Below are 21,295 nucleotides of genomic sequence, written 5' to 3'. Positions count from 1 at the left end.
ACACTCCTTTATAAAGCTCCCAGCAGGCGTACCACCAGGAACAGCACACAAACGAACAACGCCGCGTCGAACAGCGCTTCATGCCAGATCCAGCGCCCCAACGGCGTAGCCTGCACCAGCAGGCGCAGCAGGCCGGTCAGCGCCAGCGCCAGCAATACATAAAGCAGAAACGGGCTGAGCAGCACGCCGCCCACTTCCCACTCACGCAACCCCATGGGCTTCCTCCTGCCAGCGGCACCACTTGCCCCAGCTTTTCTGCAGTTGCAGCACCGCGCCCTCGGCCAGCCGCAACGGGTCGCTCGATGGCAGCCGGCGCAAAGCGGCAATGAACTGCTCGCTGGCACTGTCCAGGTGCTGTCCACGCCCGGCTGCAGGCCCCTTGGCCAGCACCGCCTCCACTTGCTGCAAATAGTCGCGCTCGGCCCGGCCCAAAGGCGCTTGGGCGACGGCCAGGCACATGCGCAGGTGCACCAGTTCGTCGCCGATATCCAGCCCGTGCAGGCCATCATCCCAGCGTTTGCGCTCGCCTTCCGGCAGTTCACTGGCATGCCGCGCCAGTTGCATCAGGCGGTCGGCCATGCGCCCGCCAAACCAGGTGTCGGCCCCGCGCAGTTCACGCCGTGTGAGGCGTACCAGGTCGCTTTGGGTGGCTGCGCGCAGGCGCCGGCCAAGCCAGGCAGGGTGGCGGAACACCAACAAGCGAAACGCCATGACCGCAGCCGACACCCCCACCAGCATGGCCAGGGCGCTGTTGAGCATGGTTGCCACGCCGAACTGCATGGCGTTAAGCGGCGACACCAACACGATGAAATGCAGGCAATACGAGGTGGCCGTGGCCCCGGTACGTGGGTGGGCCATGCCCAGCGCACCCAGAAACAGCGGCACGCCCATGCCCAGGCAAAGCATGGCGAAACTGCTCCACTGCGGCAGCAGAATCTGCCCGACCAGAAACGCTGCAGGTATTGCCAGGAAGATCCCGCGCAAGAAACTCAGGCCAATCTGCGCGCCGTTCTCCCGGCTGGCAAAAAGGCTGCAGACCACACAGGTCAGCACCAGGCCACCCGGCGCCGAAGGCCAGGCGGTGGCCAGCCAGAAACCGCTCATTACCAGAAAGGCCAGCGCGCTACGCGAACCGAACAACAAGGCCAGCGACCAGTCGCGGTGCGCAGCCAGGCCTTGGGCCATGTCTTTCGGCGCCCTGCCCGCCTCAACATCGTCCAGCGCCTGGCTGGCAGCCATGGCGTAATCCAGCAGCAGGGCCATGCGCGCCAGGCAGAAATGCTCCGCCGAACTGATCTGCTCATCGTGAGCGGCATCCCAGATGCGCTGGCGCAGCAGTAACAGGCTGGGCTGGTCGGGCTTGCCCAACAACGCGCGCACTTCCAGCAACCAGGGCGTGAGGTGTTCGGCCTCGCGCTCATCCAGCTGCCGCCACTGGCGGCGTACCGAGCGGGAAATGCGCAGCAGCACCATCAGCTTCTGGCTAAGGCCACGGATGGCACGGGCGCGTTGCCGCCCGCGATTGCCTTCGAACCAGGCATGTTCACGCTGGCTGTCGATGGCAACGATACGCCCCAGGCTCTCCAGCAAGCCTTTGCGCGCCTCGTCTTCACCGCCGAGCATGGCGCTGGCGGCCTGCAGGCCGTTCTGCCAGGCCTGCCGCGCCTGCCCGCCCAGTTGCTGCTCCACCCGCATGGGCCATAGCAAGGCACTGCTGGCAGTGGCGCAGAAAATGCCCAGGCAGATTTCGGTGCAACGGGCCACCGCCTGGTCGAACACCTGCAGCGGGTGGTCGATGGCCGGCAGGGCGATGATTGCAGCGGTGTAACCGGCCAGCACGAAGGCATAGGCCCAGGCGCTGCGCAGCTGGGTGGACGCTGCGGTACACAGCGCCAGCCACAGGGCCAGGGTGAGCAGGAACAACCACGGGGTTTGCGCGAACAGGCCAATGAAGAGCACCGATATGACGGTACCGACCAAGGTACCGGCCAACCGCGCCAGGCCCTTTTGTACCACCATGCCAGAAAGCGGCTGGGCGACGATGAAAGCAGTCATCAGTGCCCATGATGGTTGTTCCAGACCCCAGCGCATCGCCAACCACAGCGCCAGGCCGCCACCCAGCACGGTCTTGATGGCGAACTTGAGGGCGAGGCTGCTGGGGGCGAACAGGGCCTGAAAGGTGATGGGCACGACGCGGACCTTGCGGGGAATGGTCTTACTGAAAAGATAGACAATAGTGGGGAGGATAAAGTGGAAACGAATAATTAGCTAGCTAATCATCTTTACTTGGGGGTTGGGGTCTCCTGGGCTGGCCTATTCGCGGGTGAACCCGCTCCTACAAAGGACCCCCTACAACCCGTGAAGCCGCGATACAGGCAAAACTGAAATCCCAGGCAAAAAAATGGGCGACCGAAGTCGCCCTAAATGCCTTGCGTGCTCGTGTACCCGAAAGGTCAGCGCGGCTTGCGCTTGTTCGAGTCCTTCCAGATGAAAATGCCCAGACCGGCAAAGAAAGCAACCATCAACCCGACCGTTACCACACCGGCGATAACCACATTGTCGAAGAACATGCTGGCCTCCCCATTCGTTTGCCGTTGTCCGATGGGAGTAAGTTAACCAATGTGCGGGGTGAGAAAATTGATCGGGGTCAATGGTGCCCGGGGCCGGGCACGCGAGGCGGGTGCAGGGTTGACCTGCGTCAAATTTCAGCGCTTCTTCGGTTTGCCCTTGGGCTTCTTTTTCTTGCTGGTGCTCAACGGCAGGGCCTGCTCGAACGCGTTGCGCATTTCGTTCAGGCGCTTTTCCTTGAGGTCATGAACGCGCTTGGCGCGTTCGGCATCGAAATCGATGAGGTTGTCTTGGCTCATGGGTGGGCTCGACGATCAACTGAGAGGTGCATGATGAAGCCAGGCGCTGGCGCTGACCAGCCCCGCGTCAGACTTCGATGTCCACCAACAAGCCCTGGCGCCTGGGTTCGTCCAGCAAGGGTGCCACCGGCACGGTATTGTCGGCATTGACCTCATCGCCAGGCTCGGCGCTGTAGTCCCTTGCCCCGCCCTGCTGGCGGCGTTGCTGCTGGCGGCGCTGCTCGTCCCGCAGCAGCAACGCCTGTTCTTGAGGGTCGCGCTGCTGCTTGAGGTCGATGGCACTTTCGCCGGACGCAGGCTGCGCCGGCACCACCGGCTTGATGTCGGGGGTTGGCTTGACCGGGTCCTGTTGCGAGGTCACCGGGGCGGCACTAAGCGGAATGATCGGTGGCAGCATGGACGTTCTCCTGTGCCCACTGTATCGGCAGGCGCGTGGTTACCTTGATGACTTGGACAACCGTTACTCGGTTTCGTCGTCAGGGTCGTCGTCACTGGGCGGGCTAGCCTCGCTCCAGGGCCGCTTGTAAACCTGTTGCCAGACCGCATCCATATGATCGCGCAATGCCTGCGGGGCGTTTTTTAGCGAGGCGCTGTCCGCTCGCTCGCCCCCGACCGGTTCCTCGCCCGCCGGGGTGATCAGCGACTGGCCGGTGATGGTGTAGCTGGCCTGGCCTTCACGCATCTCGATGGCGATGTCGTGCGGGTCGATACCACCCCCACAGAAGGCGTGGCTGGCAACCGTCACCTCGGCCACGCCATCTTTGTTCAGGTCGCTGACATCACTGACGTCGGTATAGAAGTCCACGTCCAGGTCCAGGCCGGGGCACGTGGTTTCCTGCTCGATCTGCCAGCGTGCCTTGAAGGCATCACTATCGGCGGCGCGCCCGTACAAGGTGGCCTTGAGCACGACCTTGTCCACTTCCTGCTCGCTTTCCGGGTCGCTGGCCTGGCCATCGCTGCGGCTCAGTACCAACACGCCTTCGCCATCGCGGTCACGAAAGTGCACGCTCTTGATCGGCGTCTGCACGCCCAACGCCTCAAGCTGCTCCGTCGGAATGGGGGGCAGCGTCTCGAAGTTTTTCTGCTCGCAGGCGGTCAGCAGCAACAGGCTGCCCGCAACCATGGAAGCGCTGATCCAGCTGTGCTTGGCAGACATGGTAGTGCAGGGCCCTCGTCGGCGGTGCGGTACAGGGCGATGAAACGACTAGACTGATGGCTTTCGGCACCTTTCGGTGCGCTCAGTGCTTTGGTCTGACCGGCCGATCCGTTAACATAACCGGCTTTTTCATCGCGGGAGTTCAGGCAGTATGGCGCAGCAGTATCAACCGGGGCAACGCTGGATCAGCGACAGCGAAGCCGAGCTCGGCCTGGGTACCATCCTGGCGCAGGATGGCCGCCTGCTGACCGTGCTCTACCCGGCCACTGGCGACACCCGCCAGTATTCCCTGCGCAATGCGCCGCTGACCCGCGTGCGCTTCTCGCCAGGTGACCAGATCACCCACTTCGAAGGCTGGAAGCTGACCGTCCGCGAGGTCGAGGACATCGACGGGCTGATGGTCTACCACGGCCTGGACGGGCAGAACCAGCCGCGCACCCTGCCGGAAACCCAACTGTCGAACTTCATCCAGTTCCGCCTGGCCAGTGACCGCCTGTTCGCCGGGCAGATCGACCCGCTGTCGTGGTTCAGCCTGCGCTACAACACCCTGCAGCACACCAGCAAGCAGATGCAGTCGGCGCTGTGGGGCCTGGGCGGTTGCCGCGCACAACCGATCGCCCACCAGTTGCACATCGCCCGTGAAGTCGCCGACCGCAGCGCCCCACGGGTACTGCTGGCCGACGAAGTGGGCCTGGGTAAAACCATCGAGGCCGGCCTGGTCATTCACCGCCAGCTGCTGTCGGGCCGTGCCAGCCGGGTACTGATCCTGGTGCCGGAAAACCTCCAGCACCAGTGGCTGGTGGAAATGCGTCGGCGTTTCAACCTGCAAGTGGCGCTGTTCGACGCCGAGCGCTTCATCGAAAGCGACGCCAGCAACCCGTTCGAGGATGCCCAGCTGGCGCTGGTTGCCCTGGAATGGCTGGTGGACGACGAAAAGGCCCAGGACGCGCTGTTTGCCGCCGGCTGGGACCTGATGGTGGTCGACGAAGCTCACCACCTGGTCTGGCACGAAGACCAGGTCAGCGCCGAATATGGCCTGGTCGAGCAACTGGCCCAGGTGATCCCGGGCGTGCTGCTGCTTACCGCCACCCCCGAGCAGCTTGGCCAGGACAGCCACTTCGCCCGCCTGCGCCTGCTCGACCCTAACCGTTTCCACGACCTGGCCGCCTTCCGCGCCGAGAGCGAGCACTATCGCCCGGTGGCCGAAGCCGTACAGGAACTGCTCGACGAAGGCCGCCTGTCGCCCAAGGCCCACGCCACCATCCAGGGCTTCCTGGGTGCCGAAGGTGAAGCACTGCTGGCAGCGGTCAGCGACGGTGACACCCAGGCCAGCGCACGGCTGATCCGCGAGCTGCTCGACCGCCACGGCACCGGCCGCGTGCTGTTCCGTAACACCCGCGCGGCGGTCCAGGGCTTCCCTGAGCGCCAGTTGCACCCCTACCCGGTGGCCATGCCCGAGCAATACCGCGAATTGCCGCCAGGTGAAAAGGCCGAGCTGTACCCGGAAGTGGCCTTCCAGGCCCAGGGTGATGTTGCCGACGACGAGCGCTGGTGGCGGTTCGACCCGCGCGTCGACTGGCTCATCGACACCCTGAAAATGCTCAAACGCACCAAGGTGCTGGTGATCTGTGCCCACGCCGAAACCGCCATGGACCTGGAAGACGCACTGCGCGTGCGCTCCGGCATCCCGGCTTCGGTATTCCATGAAGGCATGAGCATTCTTGAGCGTGACCGTGCCGCCGCCTACTTCGCCGATGAAGAATTCGGCGCCCAAGTGCTGATCTGCTCCGAGATCGGCAGTGAAGGCCGCAACTTCCAGTTCTCGCATCACCTGGTGATGTTCGACCTGCCGGCCCACCCCGACCTGCTCGAGCAGCGCATCGGCCGCCTCGACCGTATCGGCCAGAAGCACACCATCCAGCTGCATGTCCCGTACCTGCAGGAAAGCCCGCAGCAGCGCCTGTTCCAGTGGTACCACGAAGGCCTCAACGCCTTCCTGAATACCTGCCCGACCGGCAACGCCCTGCAGCACCAGTTCGGCCCGCGCCTGCTGCCGCTGCTTGAAGGTGGCGACAGCAAGGCTTGGGATGCCCTGGTGGCCGACGCCCGTGGCGAGCGCGAGCGCCTGGAAGCCGAGCTGCACACCGGCCGCGACCGCCTGCTGGAGCTCAACTCTGGCGGTGCCGGTGAAGGCGAAGCGCTGGTCGAGGCCATTCTCGAACAGGACGACCAGTTTGCCCTGCCGATCTACATGGAGACCCTGTTCGACGCCTTCGGCATCGACAGCGAAGACCATTCCGAGAACGCGCTGATCCTCAAGCCGAGCGAGAAAATGCTCGACGCCAGCTTCCCGCTGGGCGACGACGAAGGTGTGACCATCACCTATGACCGTGCCCAGGCGCTGTCGCGTGAAGACATGCAGTTCCTGACCTGGGAGCACCCGATGGTGCAGGGTGGCATGGACCTGGTACTGTCCGGCTCGATGGGTAACACCGCCGTCGCGCTGATCAAGAACAAGGCGCTCAAGCCGGGTACCGTGCTGCTCGAACTGCTGTTCGTCAGCGAGGTGGTAGCACCGCGCAGCCTGCAACTGGGCCGCTACCTGCCGCCGGCGGCGCTGCGCTGCTTGCTCGATGCCAACGGCAACGACCTGGCATCGCGCGTGGCTTTCGAAACCCTTAACGATCAGCTTGAAAGCGTGCCGCGTGCCAGCGCCAACAAGTTCGTCCAGGCCCAGCGCGACGTGCTGGCCAAGCGCATCAGTGGTGGCGAAGAGAAGATTTTGCCAACCCATGTCGAGCGCGTGGCCGAAGCCCAGCGCCGCCTGGTCGCCGAGGCCGACGAAGAACTGGCCCGCCTGGTCGCCCTGCAAGCAGTCAACCCCAGCGTGCGTGACAGCGAAATCGACGCCCTGCGCAAGCAGCGCGAAGACGGCCTGGCCATGCTGGAAAAAGCGGCATTGCGCCTGGAAGCCATTCGCGTGTTGGTGGCTGGTTAACTCAAGTCAGGCCCTGCTGCCCTTGTGGGAGCGGGCACGCCCGCGAACACCGGCAAAGCCGGTGCCATCCACCGCGGTGGATTGTTCGCGGGCTCGCCCGCTCCCACAGCAGTGGCATAGCCGCTGCAACTATATTCCTGGCTGCGATTAGTTTTATAACCAAATCGTAGAAATCAATATGCCATTATTCAGGAAGGCTTAAACACCTCTTCCTATACTGCCTCTGGACAGTCTGCACAGGGTTGTAGCGCAGACGGGTGAAAACTCGACCAAGAGGCATTCCATGGAGTGGCTGGGGCTGCAACTGTTCGCCGACCTGCCGGCAACCGGGCGTATCGTTATCGATTGCCGGCATGAACCGATGCTGGTGCTGCTCGCCTATTTCGTGGCCTGCGCAGCCTGCTTCGCCACCCTCGACATGGCCGAGCGCCAGTCCCACAGCGAAGAACCTACCGCCCATCGTCAGTGGAGCATGCTTGGCGCCTGCTGCCTGGCCGGCGGTATCTGGGCCATGCACTTCATCAGCATGCTGGCCTTCCAGGCCCCGGTGGAAGTGCATTACGACGTGTCACTGACCATCCTTTCACTGCTCATCGCCCTGGCTGTCGCCTGGCTGACCATGCACAGCCTTGAACGCAAGCAGATGCGCGCGCAGCACTTCGTGCAAAGTGCCGTGCTGATCGGCCTGGGCGTCATCCTCATGCATTTTGTCGGCATGGCCGCGATGGAAACCGGTGCCCGACAGTACTACCAGACTGGTCTGCTGCTGGCTTCTGCCGCCATGGCCTTGCTCACCAGCCTGGCTGCACTGTGGCTGGCCCGCTACTTTCGCAATGGCAGCGGCACCCTTTACCAGGCCATGAAATACGGCGCCAGCCTGCTGATGGCCGGCGGCATCGTCGCCACCCATTTCACCGCAATGTCGGCCATGACCCTGATCATCCCGGCCGATACGGCCCTGCGCCTGCCGTCTGGTGACAACAGCCTGCAACTGGCACTGGGTATCGGTTTCATTACCTTGCTGATCAGTGGCGCCTGCATCAGTGCAGCACTGGCCGACAAGAAGCTGCAAAGCAAGGAGCACGACCTACGCCGTGTCAGCATACTGCTCAGCCAACTGGATCAGGCCCGCGCTTCGCTGCAGCAGGCTGCGCATTACGATGCGCTGACCAACCTGGTCAATCGCCGCGGTTTCAACCAGGTATTCGCCGAACGCCTGCTCGAACACCAGGCCAGCGAAGCCCGCCTGGCGGTGATGTTCCTGGATATCGACCATTTCAAGCGCATCAACGATAGCCTCGGCCATGCCGCGGGTGACGAACTGCTGAAGGTGATCGCCAATCACATCAAGGCCGCTACCCGCAGCCAGGACTTGGTTGCCCGCTTTGGTGGCGATGAGTTTTGCGTGGTCACCAGCCTCAACGGCCGTGACGAAGCCCGCCATCTGGCCCAGCGCATCATGCAGCGCATGAAAGAGCCCATCGACCTGGGTGGTCGACGCATGGTCATGACCACCAGCATCGGCATCAGCATCTTCCCGGAAGACGGCAACACTGCCGAAGAGCTGCTCAAGCATGCCGACCTGGCCCTGTATCAATCCAAAGACAACGGCCGCAACAGCCTGAATTTCTTCAACGACAGCCTGAAGGCGCGTGCTTCGATTGCCTTGCAACTGGAAGAAGAACTGCGCCAGGCCCTGCTCGAAGAGCGTGGGCTGTGCGTGCACTACCAGCCAATCTTCGACCTGCGCAGTGGGCACGTGGCCAAACTGGAAGCCCTGGTGCGCTGGCAGCACCCGCAACACGGCCTGCTGGCGCCGGACCGCTTCATCGGCATCGCCGAAGCCAACGGCCTGATCATCGGGCTCGACCTGTGGGTACTGCGGCACGCTTGCGCCGACCTGGCCCACTTGCAGCGTCACGGCTATGGCGAGCTCAAGGTCACAGTCAATTGCTCGGCAGTCACCCTCAGCCACGACGAACTGCCCAACGAAGTGGAAAAAGCGCTAACGCATGTCGGCCTTGCAGCGCGGCAACTGGAGCTGGAAGTGACCGAAAACGCCCTGATGGGTGACCTCCAGCGCACGGTCAGCCTGCTCAAGCGCGTTCGCGCACTGGGTGTGACCTTGTCCATCGACGATTTTGGTACCGGCTACTCGTCACTGGCCTACCTCAAACGCCTGCCGCTGGACGTACTGAAGATCGACCGAAGCTTCCTGCAGGATGTGCCGGCACACCAGAAAGACCGCGAAATCGTTCAGGCGATCATCGTCATGGCGCATACGCTGCACCTGCAGGTGGTCAGTGAGGGCGTGGAGACCGTCGAGCAACAGGCATTTCTGGAAGACCATGGCTGCGACTACCTGCAGGGCTACCTGCTGGGGCGCCCGGTACCGCTGGCCGAACTGCGGCCACTGCTGGAGCGGCTGCAGCGCCAGAACGGTGCGGTCACTGCTTGTTGCGGTAAAGTGCTACCAGTGTCGCCGGATCTTTTTGCAGGTAACCCTGGCTACCATGCAGGCGCATCAGTTGCGCGGCGAGGCCACTGAGCGGTGTCGCCGAACCCTGCTCACGGGAAAACTTGACCGCGCCATCAAGGTCCTTGAGCAAAGTGCGTACGTGCCACTTGACCGGCTCGAAGCGGCTCTCGGCCATTTGTGGCGCGAGGATCTGCAGGGGTTTGGAATCGGCAAAACCACCCGCAAGCGCTTCAGCGATGAGCGTTGCGTCTACCCCGGACTGCTCGGCCAGTGCCACCACTTCGGCAATCACCAGCGCATTGCACGCCACAATCATCTGGTTGCACGCCTTGGTGACCTGGCCCGCACCAACCGCCCCCATGTGCGTCACGCGCTGGCCAAGCACCTCCAATACCGGGCGTGCGCGCTGCAGGTCGGCCACTTCACCGCCAACCATGATTGCCAGGGTGCCGGCCTCGGCACCTGGCGTACCGCCAGACACCGGTGCATCCAGCCAGGCCATGCCACACAGCGCTGCCAGCTCGGCGGCCATTTCACGGGTGGCAGTAGGCTCCAGGCTCGAGAAGTCGATCAGCAGTTGGCCACTGCGCCCGCCCTCGGCAATGCCTTGCTCGCCGAATACCACCTCGCGCACCACTGCCGTGTCGGCCAGGCACAGCAACACCATGTCTGTTTCATGGCACAGTTCGGCCGGGCTGCTGGCCAGCTGCGCACCCGCGGCGACCAAGGCGGCACACTTGTCCGGGCTGCGGTTCCATACGGTCAGTGGGTAACCCGCGGCCAGCAGGCGGCGGCACATGGGCAGGCCCATCAGGCCGATGCCGGCGAATCCAAGCGAAGGTAGTGCAGTGCTCATTGATGACTCCTGACTATTCGAATAAACGGGGGCCGCTGCGCGGCCCATCGCCGGCAAGCCAGCTCCCACAGGGTTCGCGCAGCACTCAAAGTCTGCACCTCACCTGTGGGAGCTGGCTTGCCGGCGATTGGGCTGCAAAGCAGCCCCATTACGCATCCCGTAAACTGTTACCGCCACGCCGAATTGTTACTTACCTCTACCGCCTTGAACGCCATCAAGCACCAAAACGGAGCTGCTGCGCATTTTTGCGCACCAAAAAAGATCACGCCTCAGCTGTGCCCTTTACCTGAATCACGATAAACGGCGATACCACCACCGCCCAGATCTCTGGATCGCGGCTTTGCAGGTCCAGCGCCTGTTCGGCGGTCACCGGCCCAACAGTGCCATCACTACGCCACTTGGCGAAGATCTCGCTGCGATTCTCGGCCATCGCCTCGGCAACGGTGATCAGGTCCAGGCTGGTGTCGACCCAAATCAGGTCACCCTTGGCCCAGAAACGCTCCAGCGCTTTCCACTCGATGATTGCGGTCTCGCCAAGCAATTTGGCATAGAGGGTGCTTGTTTGATCAGTCATGGGTGGTATCCGCAAAATTCGGCCAATAAAAATGGCCGGCATTTTTGCAGAAAAACCCGGTTTCAAATACGTAATTTGGTCGATTGGCCCCGAAGTTGTGGGGCGGGGCCCAAGATGCAGGCAAATTGATGGCGCCTTTTTGTATCTTTGTGTCGACCATGCGACAACCCGGGGAATTGGCACTTTTAGCCCGCTTTTCAAGCGCGCAAACAGCGCTCTACACTGTACCGGTACAGTTCCGGGACATGTTCCGGGGGAAGGTGGGCTTGCGCGTTGGCATGGCCGCGCCGCAAATCCCGCCCGGTCTGTAGCCCTGGCCGCCAGGACTATAAGAATTACAACAGAATGAGTGGAGCACTATGATCAAGATTTCCAAGCTGTTCGCCGCAATGGTACTGGCCGGGGTAGCCAGCCATTCGTTTGCCGCCGATACCATCAAGATCGGGATCGCGGGCCCTAAGACCGGCCCTGTGACCCAGTACGGCGACATGCAGTTCATCGGCGCCAAGCAGGCCATCAAGGATATCAACGCCGCGGGCGGCGTCGATGGCAAGATGCTCGAAGCCAAGGAATACGACGACGCCTGCGACCCTAAACAGGCCGTGGCAGTCGCCAACAAAGTGGTCAACGACGGGGTCAAGTTCGTCATCGGCCACCTGTGCTCCAGCTCCACCCAGCCAGCGTCCGACATTTACGAAGACGAAGGCGTGATCATGATCACCCCGGCCGCCACCTCGCCGGAAATCACCGCCCGTGGTTACAAGCTGATCTTCCGCACCATCGGCCTGGACAGCGCCCAAGGCCCTGCCGCCGGCAACTACATCGCCGACCACGTCAAGCCGAAAGTGGTCGCAGTCCTGCACGACAAGCAGCAGTACGGTGAAGGTATCGCCACCGCGGTCAAGCAGACCCTGGAAAGCAAAGGCACCAAGGTTGCCGTCTTCGAAGGCCTGAACGCCGGTGACAAGGACTTCTCTTCGATCATCCAGAAGCTCAAGCAGAACAACGTCGACTTCGTCTACTACGGCGGCTACCACCCAGAGCTGGGCCTGATCCTGCGCCAGGCTCAGGAAAAAGGCCTGAAAGCCAAGTTCATGGGCCCGGAAGGCGTGGGTAACGACTCCATTTCGCAGATCGCCCAGGGCGCCTCCGAAGGCCTGCTGGTCACCCTGCCGAAGTCGTTCGATGCCGACCCGGAGAACAAGAAGATCGTCGACGCCATCAAGGCTGACGGCAAGGACCCAAGCGGCCCGTTCGTGTTCCCGGCCTACTCGGCTGTCGAGCTGATCGCCCAGGGCATCAAGGCGGCCAAGTCCGAAGACACCGACAAGGTGGCAGAAGCCATCCACGCCGGCTCCTTCAAGACCCCGACCGGCACCCTGTCGTACGACGAGAAAGGCGACCTGAAAGACTTCAAGTTCGTGGTCTACGAATGGCACTTCGGCAAGCCGAAGACCGAAGTCTCCCCTCAGTAACTGCGTGACTAAATAGCTGACCGTAGAAGCCCACTGTGCGAGCAGTGGGCTTTGTTTTACGAGGTTCATGGGCCTGATCCCCGCGATCCGGGGGCCGACCCACCTGAAAATCTTAAAACCGTCACCCGCGGTTTCCTGGCCTTACCCCCGCCAGCGAAATGCAAATCAGGTTTTTAGGAGCGCTGTAATGCCTGAGATCTACCATTTCTTCCAACAACTGGTTAATGGATTGACCATCGGCAGCACCTATGCCTTGATCGCCATCGGTTACACGATGGTGTACGGCATCATTGGCATGATCAACTTCGCCCACGGCGAGGTGTACATGATCGGTTCCTACGTGGCCTTCATCGCCCTGGCGGGCCTGGCCATGATGGGTATCCATTCGCTGCCGATCCTGATGACCGTCGCCTTCGTCGCGACCATCTGTGTCACCAGTGCCTATGGCTACAGCATCGAACGGGTTGCCTACCGCCCCCTGCGCAACAGCAACCGCCTGATCCCGCTGATTTCCGCCATCGGCATGTCGATCTTCCTGCAGAACACGGTCTTGCTGTCGCAAGACTCCAAGGACAAGTCCATCCCCAACCTGATCCCCGGCAGCTTCTCGTTTGGCCCGGGTGGTGCGGAGGAGGTCCTGGTTTCCTACATGCAGATCCTGGTGTTCGTGGTCACCCTGGTGGCCATGACCCTGCTCACCCTGTTCATCTCCCGTTCCCGCCTGGGCCGCGCCTGTCGCGCCTGCGCCGAGGACATCAAGATGGCCAACCTGCTGGGCATCAACACCAACAACATCATCGCCCTCACCTTTGTCATCGGTGCCGCCCTGGCCGCCGTGGCGGCCGTGCTGCTGAGCATGCAGTACGGGGTGATCAACCCCAACGCCGGTTTCCTGGTGGGCCTGAAGGCCTTCACCGCGGCGGTATTAGGCGGCATCGGCAGTATACCGGGCGCCATGCTCGGCGGGCTGGTGCTGGGCGTGGCCGAAGCGTTTGGCGCCGATATCTTCGGCGACCAGTACAAGGACGTGGTGGCATTCGGCTTGTTGGTTCTTGTCCTGCTATTCCGGCCGACCGGCATTCTGGGCCGCCCGGAGGTTGAAAAAGTATGAACAGAAATCTCAAACAGGCGTTCTTCAGCGCCTTGCTGGTCTGGGCCGTGGCCTTTCCGGTGCTGGGCCTGAAACTGAGCATCGACGGCATCAGCCTGGTGGTGCACAGCCAGGGCTCGTTCACCATCAGCATCATTGCCGTGTGTTCGGTGCTGATGTTCCTGCGTGTGCTGTTCGACCGGCAGTGGAGCGCGGTGATGGGCCGCCGTTCGGATCGCAAGCTGATCCCGCCGGCTGTCAGCAACTACCTGACCCTGCCGAAAACCCAGCGTTACGTGATCATCGGCCTGATTGTTGCCGCCCTGGTGTGGCCGTTCTTCGGTTCGCGCGGTGCAGTCGACATTGCCACGCTGATCCTGATCTACGTGCTGCTGGGCCTGGGCCTGAACATCGTGGTTGGCCTGGCGGGCCTGCTCGACCTCGGTTATGTCGGCTTCTACGCCGTGGGTGCCTACAGCTACGCGATGCTCTCGCACTACCTGGGCTGGAGCTTCTGGGTATGCCTGCCGATCGCCGGCCTGATGGCCGCTACGTTCGGCTTCCTGCTCGGCTTCCCGGTGCTGCGCCTGCGCGGCGACTACCTGGCGATCGTGACCCTCGGCTTCGGCGAGATCATCCGCCTGTTCCTGCGTAACCTCACCGACTGGACCGGCGGCCCCAACGGCATCAGCAACATCCCCAAGCCGGAGTTCTTCGGCCTGACCTTCGAACGCCGTGCCGCCGAGGGGATGCAGACCTTCCACGAGTTCTTCGGGCTGCAATACAACTCGATCAACAAGGTCATCTTCCTCTACCTGGTCGCCCTGCTGCTGGCCCTGCTGGCGCTGTTCGTGATCAACCGCCTGCTGCGCATGCCGATCGGCCGTGCCTGGGAAGCCCTGCGTGAAGACGAAATCGCCTGCCGTGCGCTGGGCCTGAACCCGACCATCATCAAACTCTCGGCGTTCACCCTGGGTGCCTGCTTCGCCGGTTTTGCCGGCAGCTTCTTCGCTGCGCGCCAAGGCCTGGTGACCCCGGAATCGTTCACCTTCATCGAGTCGGCGATCATCCTCGCCATCGTCGTGCTCGGCGGCATGGGCTCACAGCTGGGCGTGATTCTTGCGGCCATCGTGATGATCCTGCTGCCTGAGCTGATGCGTGAGTTCAGCGAGTACCGCATGTTGATGTTCGGTGCGCTGATGGTGTTGATGATGATCTGGCGTCCGCAAGGCCTGCTGCCTATGCAACGTCCACACATGGAGCTGCGTCGATGAGCCGCGAAATTCTGCAAGTCAGCGGCCTGAGCATGCGCTTCGGCGGCTTGTTGGCGGTCAACGGCGTGGCCCTGACCGTCAAGGAAAAACAGGTGGTGGCGCTGATCGGCCCGAACGGCGCCGGTAAAACCACCGTGTTCAACTGCCTGACAGGCTTCTACAAGCCCAGCGGCGGCACCATCCTGCTCGATGGCCAGCCGATCCAGGGCCTGGCCGGCCACCAGATCGCCCGCAAGGGCGTGGTGCGAACCTTCCAGAACGTGCGCCTGTTCAAGGAAATGACCGCGCTGGAAAATTTGCTGATCGCCCAGCACCGCCACCTCAACACCAACTTCTTCGCCGGCCTGTTCAAGACCCCGAGCTTCCGCCGCAGCGAGAAGGAGGCCATGGAACGCGCGCAGTACTGGCTGGAGAAGGTCAACCTGACCGAGTTCGCCAACCGTACCGCCGGTACCCTCGCCTACGGCCAGCAACGTCGCCTGGAAATCGCCCGCTGCATGATGACCCAGCCTCGCATCATCATGCTCGACGAGCCGGCTGCCGGCCTGAACCCGAAGGAAACCGAAGACCTCAAGGCACTGATCGCCTACCTGCGTGAGTCGCACAACGTCACCGTGCTGCTGATCGAGCATGACATGAAGCTGGTGATGAGCATTTCCGACCATATCGTGGTGATCAACCAGGGCACCCCCCTGGCCCACGGCACGCCGGAAGAGATCCGCGACAACCCTGATGTGATCAAAGCCTACCTGGGGGAAGCGTAAATGCTGAAGTTCGAAAACGTTTCCACCTTCTACGGCAAGATCCAGGCGCTGCACAGCGTCAACGTGGAAATCAACCAGGGCGAAATCGTCACCCTGATCGGCGCCAACGGTGCCGGCAAGTCGACCTTGCTGATGACCCTGTGCGGCTCGCCGCAAGCACACAGCGGCAGCATCAAGTACCTGGGTGAAGAACTGGTCGGCCAGCCGTCCTCGCACATCATGCGCAAGAGCATCGCGGTGGTGCCGGAAGGCCGCCGTGTGTTCGCCCGCCTGACCGTTGAGGAAAACCTGGCGATGGGCGGTTTCTTCACCGACAAGGGTGACTACCAGGAACAGCTGGACAAGGTGTTGCAGCTGTTCCCGCGCCTGAAGGAGCGCTATATCCAGCGTGGCGGCACCATGTCCGGTGGCGAGCAGCAAATGCTCGCCATTGGCCGGGCGCTGATGAGCAAGCCCAAGCTGCTGCTGCTCGACGAGCCCTCGCTGGGCCTGGCGCCAATCATCATCCAGCAGATCTTCGACATCATCGAACAGCTGCGCCGCGACGGCGTGACGGTGTTCCTGGTGGAGCAGAACGCCAACCAGGCGCTGAAGATCGCTGACCGGGCGTATGTGCTGGAGAACGGCCGGGTGGTGATGCAGGGGACCGGTGAGGCATTGTTGACCGACCCGAAGGTGCGCGACGCGTATCTGGGTGGTTGATTGGGGAAAGGGCCTTCGGGCCCTTTTCTTTGCCTGCAAGAAATGTATTGCCTGTGCTGGCCCTATCGCCGGCAAGCCAGCTCCCACAGGTACCCCACAATCTTCAGGGCCTGTGGAGTACCTGTGGGAGCTGGCTTGCCGGCGATAGGGCCAGCACAAGCAACCATTAACTTGTGATCCGCCACCAGCCTGCGTAACGTGGCCAGCTTTCACGGCAAGATCCCGGAGCCCGCCCCATGCGCCTTACCCCCACCCTGCTGCTCACCGCCCTGCTGCCCCTGTTCGCCGGCTGCCAGCTGATGGCTGACGCCCCTAGCGACCCGAACATCGGCACCACGCGCATGCAGGGCGAGCTGCGCGCCGCAGGCGGCCAGTTGCTGTTCAAGCCGTGCAGCGAGAACCGTACCTTCGTGATCAACGACGTCGGCGCCACCGGTATCCTGCAAGAAGCCGCCAACCTCGCCAAGGACGCCAACGACAAACTGTTCGCCGACGTCCGTGGCCGCCTCACCGGCAGCAAGCAGGCCAACAATGACGGCCAGCTGGAAGTCCGCCGGCTGTATCGCCTGGAACCTTCAACCCGGGCCTGTGAAGACCCCAATTTCAAGCAGCTGACCCTGCGCGCCAGCGGCCATGAACCCGACTGGGACATCAAGGCCAGCGGCAAGGGCATGGTGCTCAACCGTGTCGACCAGGCGCCATTGCCCCTGCCGTTCCTCGAAGAAGAAGTGCCCGGCGGCGGCCTGACCCTGACCAGCGAAGCCAACGGCCAGCATGTGGAGCTGTGGGTCGCCCCACAACGCTGCGTCGACAGCATGAGCGGCGCCGTCCACCACCTGCGCGCCGAACTGCGCATCGACGGCAAGACCCTGCAAGGCTGCGGTTACTACGGCGGCGCACGCGACAACTGATCGCCGGGCGCTTTTATCCTGCCAGTCAGGGCGGTGAACAGCTTATACTTGGCGGTTTGTGTAAAGCCGCCGGCCGCCCATGGCCGGGATACTGGACCCTGCCATGCTACGAATCACCGAACTGAAGCTGCCCCTGGACCACCCCGACGAAGCGCTGCGTGAAGCCATCGTCCAGCGCCTGGGCATCCGCGACGAGCAACTGCTCAGCTTCAACCTGTTCAAGCGCAGCTACGATGCGCGCAAGAAGAACAGCGAACTGCTGTTCATCTACACCATCGACCTGGAAGCCAGCAACGAAGCCGAACTGCTCGGCAAGTTCGCCGACGATCGCAACATCGGCCCGGCCCCGGACGTTACCTACAAGTTCGTTGGCCAGGCCCCGGCCGACCTGCAGGAGCGCCCGATCGTGGTCGGCTTTGGCCCGTGCGGCATCTTTGCCGGCCTGCTGCTGGCACAAATGGGTTTCAAACCGATCATCCTCGAACGCGGCAAGGAAGTGCGCCAACGCACCAAGGACACCTGGGGCCTGTGGCGCAAAAGCGTGCTCAACCCCGAGTCCAACGTGCAGTTCGGCGAAGGCGGCGCCGGTACCTTCTCCGACGGCAAGTTGTACAGCCAGATCAAGGACCCGCAGCATCACGGCCGCAAGGTGCTGGAAGAGTTCGTCAAGGCTGGCGCGCCAGACGAGATCCTGTACATCAACAAACCGCACATCGGCACCTTCCGCCTGACCGGCATGGTCGAGCAGATGCGTCAGGACATGATCGCCATGGGCGCTGAAGTGCGCTTCCAGGAGAAGGTCACCGACCTGCTGACTGATAACGGCCAACTGACCGGCGTGGTGCTGGAAAGCGGCGAGCAACTGCACTCGCGCCATGTGGTTCTGGCCCTGGGTCACAGCGCCCGCGACACCTTCCGCATGCTGCACGCCAAGGGCGTGTTCATGGAAGCCAAGCCGTTCTCGGTGGGCTTCCGTATCGAGCACCCGCAAACGCTGATCGACAAGGCGCGCCTGGGCAAGTACGCCGGCCACCCGAAACTCGGCGCGGCGGACTACAAGCTGGTGTATCACGCCAAGAACGGCCGCTCGGTGTACAGCTTCTGCATGTGCCCGGGCGGCACCGTGGTTGCCGCCACCAGCGAGCCTGGCCGGGTGGTGACCAACGGCATGAGCCAGTACTCCCGTAACGAGCGCAACGCCAACTCCGGCATCGTCGTCGGCATCGACCCCGAGCGCGACTACCCGGGTGGCCCGCTGGCTGGTATCGAACTGCAGGAGCGCCTGGAGGCCCACGCCTATGTGATGGGTGGCAGCAACTACCAGGCACCGGCGCAGCTGGTGGGCGACTTTGTCGCTGGCCGGCCATCGACCGCGCTGGGTAGCGTAGAGCCGTCCTACAAGCCGGGCGTGACCCTGGGTGACCTGGCACCGAGCCTGCCGGACTTCGCCATTGAGGCAATCCGCGAAGCACTGCCGGCGTTCGACCGGCAGATCAAGGGCTACAACCTGCATGATGCCGTGCTGACCGGGATCGAGACGCGTACGTCGTCGCCGTTGCGGATTACCCGTGGTGAGGATTACCAGAGTCTGAACATGAAGGGACTGTTCCCGGCGGGTGAAGGGGCTGGTTATGCGGGCGGGATCCTGTCGGCGGGCGTCGATGGCATCCGGATTGCCGAGGCGGTGGCGCGGGATATGCTCGGCCTGTAATGTTGTATTGCCTGTACCGGCCTCTTCGCGGGTAAACCCGCTCCTACACCGGACATCGTCCCCTTGTAGGAGCGGGTTCACCCGCGAAGAGGCCCTGACAGGTATCAGAAATATCCAATACAAACATCAGACTTCCCCTCCCCCATCCTTCCCAAACTGCATCTAGGCTTGCAACAGCCCAGCCAGCAACACCATATAACAAAAACGAATATAGTTTTTGTTTTAAAGCATACTGCCACAGGCTAGGGTGTACGCCCGTTCCATTCGTAAACTGCTCATGGAGAGCCTATAGCCCGTGCGTAGCCTGTTTACCCGCTTCTTCCAGCTCGAAGCCGCCAGCGGCCTGCTGCTGATCGCCGCCGCCGTATTGGCCCTGGTTATCAACAATTCGTCACTGTCCTACCTGTACAGCGGCCTGCTCGACGTTCCCGTCGCTGTTCAGGTCGGCGCACTGAACATCGCAAAACCGTTGCTGCTGTGGATCAACGACGGCCTGATGGCCCTGTTCTTCCTGCTGATCGGCCTTGAGGTCAAACGCGAGGTGGTCGACGGCCACCTGTCCAAACCCTCGCAGATCGTGCTGCCTGCCACGGCCGCGATCGGCGGCATGGTGGTGCCGGCGCTGATCTACTGGTTCATCAACCGCGAAGACCCCGCCGCCGTGGCCGGCTGGGCGATCCCCACGGCCACCGACATCGCCTTCGCCCTCGGCGTGCTGGCCCTGTTGGGCAAGCGCGTGCCGGTGTCGCTGAAGCTGTTCCTGATGACCCTGGCGATCATTGACGACCTGGGCGCGATCATCGTCATCGCCCTGTTCTACTCCGGCACCTTGTCGAGCGTATCGCTGCTGCTGGCTGCGGCTTGCCTGGTGGTGCTGGTGGCCATGAACCGGCTGGGCGTGGTCAAGCTCGGTCCGTACATGGTCATTGGCCTGATCTTGTGGGTCTGCGTGCTCAAGAGCGGTGTACATGCCACCCTGGCCGGTGTCGCCCTGGCCCTGTGCATCCCGCTGCGCACACGCAACGCCGAATCTTCGCCACTGTTGGCGCTGGAACATGCCCTGCACCCATGGGTGGCCTACGCCATCCTGCCACTGTTTGCCTTTGCCAATGCCGGCGTTTCACTGGCCGGCATGACCCTGGACAGCTTCACCCACCCGGTACCGATGGGCATCGCGGTTGGCCTGCTGCTGGGCAAGACCGTGGGGGTTTTCGGCCTGACTTGGCTGGCGGTCAAGCTGCGCCTCGCCGCGCTGCCAGCGGGTGCCGGCTGGGGGCAATTGCTGGGGGTGGCGATACTCTGCGGCATTGGCTTTACCATGAGCCTGTTCGTTGGCTCGCTGGCCTTTGTCCCGGGCAGCAGTGACTACGCCGGCATGGACCGCATGGGCATCCTGACCGGCTCGTTCTTCGCGGCTGTAATCGGCTACGCCGTCACCGCCATGGCCAGCCGCAAGAACATCACCGGCTGACGTGGCTGCCGCATAAAAAACCCCGACTGGCGCAAGCCAGTCGGGGTTTTGTTTTACTGCGCTGCGGTCAGTGCGAGACGCGGCTGGTACCGTCAACGGTCATGATGCGCACGCGGTCGCCAACGCGGAAGATTTCATTCTCCTGCACGGCCTGCACATAGGCACGCATGCTGCCGTCGTCTTCACGCACAGTGATTTCGACGCCTTGGGTGCGGGTCAGGCCTTCTTCAGCAGCGGAACCGGCCAGGCCACCGGCCACGGCACCGATTACTGCGGCAACGATGCTGCCACGGCCACCACCCACGGCACTGCCGGCAACGCCACCGACGATGGCGCCAGCACCACCGCCGATCGGGGTCTTGGTACCCTCGATCTTGACCGGACGCAGGGATTCGATGGTGCCCATACGTACGGTTTGCACGCGGCGGGCCTCATCACGGGAGTAGCTGTCACCGGTCAGGCTTGAGGCGCAGCCCCCCAGCAGCAGCGACATGGTGGTAAAGGTTGCCACCAGCAAAGCGGATTTACGCATGGGTAAAGTCTCCATAAGTCAGGTGCTTATTAGACGCTGCACATTGACGGCTGTCACGGTACAAACCTAATAAAATTGTTTTCATTCAGCGGGGGTACAGCCAGTACAGCTGTGCCATGGCGCTTCAATTGAGACCAAGGATAGCCATGGATTACTTCATCGTCGTGGTTACAACCGTTGCCGGGTTGTATTTCCACGGGTGGTTATATGTGCGCATGCGCCGCTGGATGGACCGTGACTTGGCATTGTCGCTGGCGGGGACGGACCCGGGGAAGCGGGACTTTATGTTGAAGCGGCTGGAGCAGGCGCGGGTGGAGAAGGTGAAGCGCAAGGAACTGGCGGGGTGGTTGGAGCGGCAGGCGGCGGGGTATTCGGGGTAAGTTAGAGATTGCTGGGGCCGCGTTGCGGCCCTTTCGCGACGCAAGGCCGCTCTTA

General features: G+C 62.6%; 20 protein-coding genes. 11 read left to right on the top strand and 9 right to left on the bottom strand.

Going from position 1 to position 21,295, the window contains the following annotated elements:
• Positions 1–8: 8 nt before the first annotated feature.
• The 6 genes from ACI2KG_RS26360 to ACI2KG_RS26335 all read right to left on the bottom strand — a co-directional run bounded on the left by ACI2KG_RS26360 (position 9) and on the right by ACI2KG_RS26335 (position 4,023).
• On the bottom strand, positions 9–215 hold the full coding sequence (locus tag ACI2KG_RS26360) for a DUF1656 domain-containing protein (protein ID WP_400615015.1): 207 nt from the start codon (positions 213–215) through the stop codon (positions 9–11).
• Positions 202–2,190, bottom strand: a complete 1,989-nt coding sequence (locus ACI2KG_RS26355; protein ID WP_404663870.1) for an FUSC family protein — start codon at positions 2,188–2,190, stop codon at positions 202–204. Before ACI2KG_RS26355 ends, ACI2KG_RS26360 begins: the two co-directional genes overlap by 14 nt.
• 263 nt (positions 2,191–2,453) lie before the next feature.
• Entirely contained in the window at positions 2,454–2,570 is a 117-nt protein-coding gene (gene ccoM / locus ACI2KG_RS26350; RefSeq protein WP_003254862.1) for a cytochrome c oxidase subunit CcoM, read from the bottom strand.
• Between the two features lie 135 nt (positions 2,571–2,705).
• A complete protein-coding gene (locus ACI2KG_RS26345; protein WP_003254864.1) occupies positions 2,706–2,867 on the bottom strand; it encodes a hypothetical protein in 162 nt (53 codons plus the stop codon).
• A 67-nt stretch (positions 2,868–2,934) separates the two neighbouring features.
• Positions 2,935–3,264, bottom strand: a complete 330-nt coding sequence (locus ACI2KG_RS26340; protein WP_404663869.1) for an aspartate-semialdehyde dehydrogenase — start codon at positions 3,262–3,264, stop codon at positions 2,935–2,937.
• A gap of 63 nt (positions 3,265–3,327) precedes the next feature.
• Entirely contained in the window at positions 3,328–4,023 is a 696-nt protein-coding gene (locus ACI2KG_RS26335) for a M949_RS01915 family surface polysaccharide biosynthesis protein (protein WP_404663868.1), read from the bottom strand.
• Between the two features lie 151 nt (positions 4,024–4,174).
• On the opposite strand from ACI2KG_RS26335, the gene rapA reads away from it, so the two are divergent.
• Both rapA and ACI2KG_RS26325 read left to right on the top strand, forming a co-directional pair.
• A complete protein-coding gene (gene rapA, locus ACI2KG_RS26330; protein ID WP_404663867.1) occupies positions 4,175–7,021 on the top strand; it encodes an RNA polymerase-associated protein RapA in 2,847 nt (948 codons plus the stop codon).
• Positions 7,022–7,304: 283 nt separating this feature from the next.
• Positions 7,305–9,569: a putative bifunctional diguanylate cyclase/phosphodiesterase gene (locus tag ACI2KG_RS26325; RefSeq protein ID WP_404663866.1), complete on the top strand. Its 2,265-nt coding sequence runs from the start codon at positions 7,305–7,307 to the stop codon at positions 9,567–9,569.
• Here the strand turns inward: ACI2KG_RS26325 and ACI2KG_RS26320 are convergent.
• Entirely contained in the window at positions 9,469–10,356 is an 888-nt protein-coding gene (locus ACI2KG_RS26320; RefSeq protein WP_400615000.1) for an NAD(P)-dependent oxidoreductase, read from the bottom strand. The genes ACI2KG_RS26325 and ACI2KG_RS26320 overlap by 101 nt on opposite strands.
• Positions 10,357–10,618: 262 nt before the next feature.
• On the bottom strand, positions 10,619–10,930 hold the full coding sequence (locus ACI2KG_RS26315; protein ID WP_404663865.1) for a DUF2288 domain-containing protein: 312 nt from the start codon (positions 10,928–10,930) through the stop codon (positions 10,619–10,621).
• Positions 10,931–11,289: 359 nt separating this feature from the next.
• Between ACI2KG_RS26315 and ACI2KG_RS26310 the strand changes: the two genes are divergently transcribed.
• From ACI2KG_RS26310 to nhaA, 8 genes are all read left to right on the top strand, one after another.
• The gene (locus tag ACI2KG_RS26310; RefSeq protein WP_404663864.1) at positions 11,290–12,405 is read left to right on the top strand and encodes a branched-chain amino acid ABC transporter substrate-binding protein; all 1,116 of its coding nucleotides are present in this window, start codon (positions 11,290–11,292) and stop codon (positions 12,403–12,405) included.
• Positions 12,406–12,592: 187 nt separating this feature from the next.
• A complete protein-coding gene (livH, locus tag ACI2KG_RS26305) occupies positions 12,593–13,516 on the top strand; it encodes a high-affinity branched-chain amino acid ABC transporter permease LivH (protein ID WP_201201760.1) in 924 nt (307 codons plus the stop codon).
• Positions 13,513–14,769, top strand: a complete 1,257-nt coding sequence (locus ACI2KG_RS26300) for a high-affinity branched-chain amino acid ABC transporter permease LivM (RefSeq protein WP_404663863.1) — start codon at positions 13,513–13,515, stop codon at positions 14,767–14,769. Before livH ends, ACI2KG_RS26300 begins: the two co-directional genes overlap by 4 nt.
• Positions 14,766–15,533 carry a high-affinity branched-chain amino acid ABC transporter ATP-binding protein LivG gene (gene livG / locus ACI2KG_RS26295; RefSeq protein WP_003254878.1) on the top strand — a complete coding sequence of 256 codons (768 nt, stop codon included), beginning with the start codon at positions 14,766–14,768 and terminating at the stop codon, positions 15,531–15,533. Before ACI2KG_RS26300 ends, livG begins: the two co-directional genes overlap by 4 nt.
• Entirely contained in the window at positions 15,534–16,235 is a 702-nt protein-coding gene (locus ACI2KG_RS26290) for an ABC transporter ATP-binding protein (RefSeq protein WP_003254879.1), read from the top strand.
• Between the two features lie 236 nt (positions 16,236–16,471).
• Positions 16,472–17,146: a COG3650 family protein gene (locus ACI2KG_RS26285; RefSeq protein ID WP_404663862.1), complete on the top strand. Its 675-nt coding sequence runs from the start codon at positions 16,472–16,474 to the stop codon at positions 17,144–17,146.
• Between the two features lie 103 nt (positions 17,147–17,249).
• Positions 17,250–18,857, top strand: coding sequence for an NAD(P)/FAD-dependent oxidoreductase (locus tag ACI2KG_RS26280; protein ID WP_404663861.1), 1,608 nt, complete (start codon positions 17,250–17,252; stop codon positions 18,855–18,857).
• Between the two features lie 295 nt (positions 18,858–19,152).
• The gene (nhaA, locus tag ACI2KG_RS26275) at positions 19,153–20,328 is read left to right on the top strand and encodes a Na+/H+ antiporter NhaA (RefSeq protein ID WP_404663860.1); all 1,176 of its coding nucleotides are present in this window, start codon (positions 19,153–19,155) and stop codon (positions 20,326–20,328) included.
• 67 nt (positions 20,329–20,395) lie between these two features.
• On the opposite strand, the gene ACI2KG_RS26270 is transcribed toward nhaA, so the two are convergent.
• Positions 20,396–20,860, bottom strand: coding sequence for a glycine zipper 2TM domain-containing protein (locus tag ACI2KG_RS26270; protein ID WP_009684613.1), 465 nt, complete (start codon positions 20,858–20,860; stop codon positions 20,396–20,398).
• A 146-nt stretch (positions 20,861–21,006) separates the two neighbouring features.
• Here ACI2KG_RS26270 and ACI2KG_RS26265 point away from each other — a divergent pair, with 146 nt between their 5' ends.
• Positions 21,007–21,240, top strand: coding sequence for a hypothetical protein (locus ACI2KG_RS26265; protein ID WP_404663859.1), 234 nt, complete (start codon positions 21,007–21,009; stop codon positions 21,238–21,240).
• Positions 21,241–21,295 lie beyond the last annotated feature (55 nt).

This window comes from Pseudomonas sp. NPDC089407 (assembly GCF_044900445.1).
Classification (GTDB): Bacteria; Pseudomonadota; Gammaproteobacteria; order Pseudomonadales; family Pseudomonadaceae; genus Aquipseudomonas.
Note: the sequence above shows the minus strand (reverse complement) of the source record. Positions and strands in the feature narration are given on the sequence as shown.

What these genes read in the sequence shown, in the direction of transcription:
- livH (WP_201201760.1), top strand. Translation starts at nt 12,593, where the DNA reads ATGCCTGAGATCTACCATTTCTTCCAACAACTGGTTAATGGATTGACC.
- ACI2KG_RS26270 (WP_009684613.1), bottom strand. Translation starts at nt 20,860, where the DNA reads ATGCGTAAATCCGCTTTGCTGGTGGCAACCTTTACCACCATGTCGCTG.
- ACI2KG_RS26360 (WP_400615015.1), bottom strand. Translation starts at nt 215, where the DNA reads ATGGGGTTGCGTGAGTGGGAAGTGGGCGGCGTGCTGCTCAGCCCGTTT.
- ACI2KG_RS26265 (WP_404663859.1), top strand. Translation starts at nt 21,007, where the DNA reads ATGGATTACTTCATCGTCGTGGTTACAACCGTTGCCGGGTTGTATTTC.
- ccoM (WP_003254862.1), bottom strand. Translation starts at nt 2,570, where the DNA reads ATGTTCTTCGACAATGTGGTTATCGCCGGTGTGGTAACGGTCGGGTTG.
- ACI2KG_RS26310 (WP_404663864.1), top strand. Translation starts at nt 11,290, where the DNA reads ATGATCAAGATTTCCAAGCTGTTCGCCGCAATGGTACTGGCCGGGGTA.
- ACI2KG_RS26290 (WP_003254879.1), top strand. Translation starts at nt 15,534, where the DNA reads ATGCTGAAGTTCGAAAACGTTTCCACCTTCTACGGCAAGATCCAGGCG.
- ACI2KG_RS26335 (WP_404663868.1), bottom strand. Translation starts at nt 4,023, where the DNA reads ATGTCTGCCAAGCACAGCTGGATCAGCGCTTCCATGGTTGCGGGCAGC.
- livG (WP_003254878.1), top strand. Translation starts at nt 14,766, where the DNA reads ATGAGCCGCGAAATTCTGCAAGTCAGCGGCCTGAGCATGCGCTTCGGC.
- ACI2KG_RS26300 (WP_404663863.1), top strand. Translation starts at nt 13,513, where the DNA reads ATGAACAGAAATCTCAAACAGGCGTTCTTCAGCGCCTTGCTGGTCTGG.
- ACI2KG_RS26315 (WP_404663865.1), bottom strand. Translation starts at nt 10,930, where the DNA reads ATGACTGATCAAACAAGCACCCTCTATGCCAAATTGCTTGGCGAGACC.
- ACI2KG_RS26345 (WP_003254864.1), bottom strand. Translation starts at nt 2,867, where the DNA reads ATGAGCCAAGACAACCTCATCGATTTCGATGCCGAACGCGCCAAGCGC.
- ACI2KG_RS26280 (WP_404663861.1), top strand. Translation starts at nt 17,250, where the DNA reads ATGCTACGAATCACCGAACTGAAGCTGCCCCTGGACCACCCCGACGAA.
- ACI2KG_RS26285 (WP_404663862.1), top strand. Translation starts at nt 16,472, where the DNA reads ATGCGCCTTACCCCCACCCTGCTGCTCACCGCCCTGCTGCCCCTGTTC.
- ACI2KG_RS26320 (WP_400615000.1), bottom strand. Translation starts at nt 10,356, where the DNA reads ATGAGCACTGCACTACCTTCGCTTGGATTCGCCGGCATCGGCCTGATG.
- ACI2KG_RS26325 (WP_404663866.1), top strand. Translation starts at nt 7,305, where the DNA reads ATGGAGTGGCTGGGGCTGCAACTGTTCGCCGACCTGCCGGCAACCGGG.
- ACI2KG_RS26340 (WP_404663869.1), bottom strand. Translation starts at nt 3,264, where the DNA reads ATGCTGCCACCGATCATTCCGCTTAGTGCCGCCCCGGTGACCTCGCAA.
- rapA (WP_404663867.1), top strand. Translation starts at nt 4,175, where the DNA reads ATGGCGCAGCAGTATCAACCGGGGCAACGCTGGATCAGCGACAGCGAA.